This is a genomic window from Saccharomonospora saliphila YIM 90502 (assembly GCF_000383795.1).
GTDB classification, from domain to species: Bacteria; Actinomycetota; Actinomycetes; order Mycobacteriales; family Pseudonocardiaceae; genus Saccharomonospora; species Saccharomonospora saliphila.
In genome coordinates, this window is the sequence record NZ_KB912647.1 from 1 (window position 1) to 2,090 (window position 2,090).

Below are 2,090 nucleotides of genomic sequence, written 5' to 3' on the forward strand. Positions count from 1 at the left end.
CGGGCGCCCCGGCCACCACCGCCTCGCGCAGGTCCGCGTTGGTCGAACCGGTGCGCGGCACGACGTCGACGGCGGCGTACGGGCCGGCCGGGGCGAGCAGCCGGGAACGCAACCGTGCGGTGTCGAGGGGTTCGCGCGCAGTCACACCACAGACTCTAGTGACCGCGCCGCGCCGCCTCACGCCCGCCGCGCGCCGACGCGCCCGTACGCGCTCCCGGCGCGGTCACCGCCGTGTTCGTTCCTCCCGCGGTGGTGGTTGCCTACGCCACACCCCGTCCCCGCACGTCAGGATTAAGCTCACGGGGCATGAGCAGCGCGACGGAGCCACTCGGGACCCCTCCCGGAGACGAGCCGGACATCCACACGACGGCCGGCAAGCTCGCCGACCTCTACCGCCGGGACGACGAAGCGGTGCACGCCGGGTCGGCCCGCGCCGTGGAGCGCCAGCACGCCAAGGGCAAGAAGACCGCCCGCGAACGCATCGACATGCTGCTCGACCCCGGCTCGTTCGTCGAGCTCGACGCGCTGGCCCGGCACCGGTCCACCAACTTCGGCCAGGACGCCAACCGTCCCTACGGCGACGGCGTGGTCACCGGGCACGGCACCGTGGACGGACGCCCGGTGTGCGTGTTCAGCCAGGACGTGACCGTCTTCGGCGGCTCCCTCGGTGAGGTGTACGGGGAGAAGATCGTCAAGGTGATGGACCTCGCCATCAAGACCGGCAGGCCGATCATCGGCATCAACGAGGGCGGCGGCGCGCGCATCCAGGAGGGCGTGGTGTCGCTGGGCCTGTACGGGGAGATCTTCCGGCGCAACACCCACGCCTCCGGCGTCGTCCCGCAGATCTCGCTCATCATGGGCGCGAACGCGGGCGGGCACGTCTACTCCCCCGCGCTCACCGACTTCGTGGTGATGGTGGACCAGACCTCACAGATGTTCATCACCGGCCCGGACGTCATCAAGACGGTCACCGGCGAGGAGGTCACCTTCGAAGACCTCGGCGGCGGGCGCACCCACAACACCCGGTCGGGGAACGCGCACTACCTCGCTCCCGACGAGGACGACGCCGTCTCCTACGTCAAGGAGCTGCTGTCGTTCCTGCCCGCGAACAACCTGTCCGAACCCCCGGTGTTCGACCCTCCCGAGCCGGTGGACGGCTCCATCCCGGACGGTGTCACCGACGCCGACGCCGAGCTGGACACGCTGGTGCCCGACTCGCCGAACCAGCCCTACGACATGCACGAGGTCATCACCCGCGTCGTCGACGACGGCGAGTTCTGCGAGGTGCACGAGCTGTTCGCGACGAACGTGGTCGTCGGCTTCGGCCGCGTCGACGGGCACAGCGTCGGCGTGGTCGCCAACCAGCCGACCCAGCTCGCGGGCTGTCTGGACATCGACGCCTCCGAGAAGGCCGCCCGGTTCGTGCGCACCTGCGACGCGTTCAACGTGCCGGTGCTGACCTTCGTGGACGTCCCCGGCTTCCTGCCGGGCACCGACCAGGAGTGGAACGGCATCATCCGGCGCGGGGCGAAGCTCATCCACGCCTACGCCGAGGCCACGGTCCCCCTGGTCACCGTGATCACGCGCAAGGCCTACGGCGGGGCCTACGACGTGATGGGCTCCAAGCACCTCGGCGCCGACGTCAACATCGCCTGGCCCACCGCCCAGATCGCGGTGATGGGCGCGCAGGGCGCGGCCAACATCGTCCACCGCAAGACGCTGGCGAACGCCGCCGAGGAGGGGCAGGACGTCGAGGCGCTGCGCGAGCGGCTGATCGCCGAGTACGAGGACGCGTTGTGCAACCCGTACGTCGCCGCCGAGCGCGGGTACGTGGACGGCGTGATCCCGCCCTCGCACACCCGCGGCTACGTGGCGCGCTCGCTGCGGATGCTGCGGGACAAGCGGGAGACCCTGCCGCCCAAGAAGCACGGCAACATCCCGCTGTGAGCACGATCCCTCTGTGAGCACGGCGCACCGACGACACGCACGGCGCGGGCGGGCCGCCCGCGCCGGAAGGGACCGGGATGGTTGACGACGGCACGCGCGAGCGCGGCACACCCGCGGACGGCTCACCCGGCGACCCGGTGCCG

The 2,090-nt window shown here is 71.4% G+C and carries 1 protein-coding gene and 1 pseudogene; one reads left to right on the top strand and one right to left on the bottom strand.

Going from position 1 to position 2,090, the window contains the following annotated elements; all coding sequences use genetic code 11:
- Positions 1 to 145 (bottom strand): annotated as a pseudogene (locus SACSA_RS25160) (biotin--[acetyl-CoA-carboxylase] ligase); the annotation flags it as partial.
- A gap of 161 nt (positions 146 to 306) precedes the next feature.
- Here SACSA_RS25160 and SACSA_RS0108065 point away from each other — a divergent pair.
- A complete protein-coding gene (locus SACSA_RS0108065) occupies positions 307 to 1,947 on the top strand; it encodes an acyl-CoA carboxylase subunit beta (RefSeq protein ID WP_019814912.1) in 1,641 nt (546 codons plus the stop codon).
- The last annotated feature ends 143 nt before the right edge of the window (positions 1,948 to 2,090 follow it).